The organism is Mesorhizobium sp. M7A.F.Ca.US.014.04.1.1 (assembly GCF_003998745.1).
GTDB classification, from domain to species: domain Bacteria; phylum Pseudomonadota; class Alphaproteobacteria; order Rhizobiales; family Rhizobiaceae; genus Mesorhizobium; species Mesorhizobium ciceri.
On the sequence record NZ_RZRW01001435.1, the window covers coordinates 1 to 479 of the forward strand.

At 68.9% G+C, this 479-nt stretch carries 1 pseudogene; it reads left to right on the forward strand.

Annotated features, from left to right (window positions below):
• Positions 1-479, forward strand: a pseudogene (locus tag EOA22_RS36965) (DNA mismatch repair protein MutL); the annotation flags it as partial.

Here is a 479-nt window from a genome sequence, read left to right on the forward strand (position 1 = left end):
GCCGCGTCCTGCCTGTCAGGCCGGCGGCGGCCAATCGCGGCACCACGGTCGAGGTGCGCGACCTGTTCTTCGCAACGCCGGCCCGATTGAAGTTCATGAAGGGCGAGCGCGCCGAAAGCTCGGCCACCAGCGATGTGGTCAAGCGCATCGCCATCGCCTTCCCCGCCGTGCGCTTCACGCTGGCCGGCTCGGACCGCTCGACACTGGAATTGCCGGCGGCGGACGACAGCGCGGAAGGCAGCCTGCGTCGTGTCGCCCAGGTGATGGGCACCGATTTTCCCGACAATTCGATTGCCCTCGACGCGATGCGCGATGGCGTGCATCTGACCGGCCACGCGTCGATCCCGTCCTTCACCCGCGCCAACGCGCTGCAGCAATATGCCTATGTGAACGGCCGCCCGGTGCGCGACAAGCTGATCGCCGGCGCCATACGCGGCGCCTATGCCGACGTCCTGCCGCGCGACCGCCATGCGGTGACG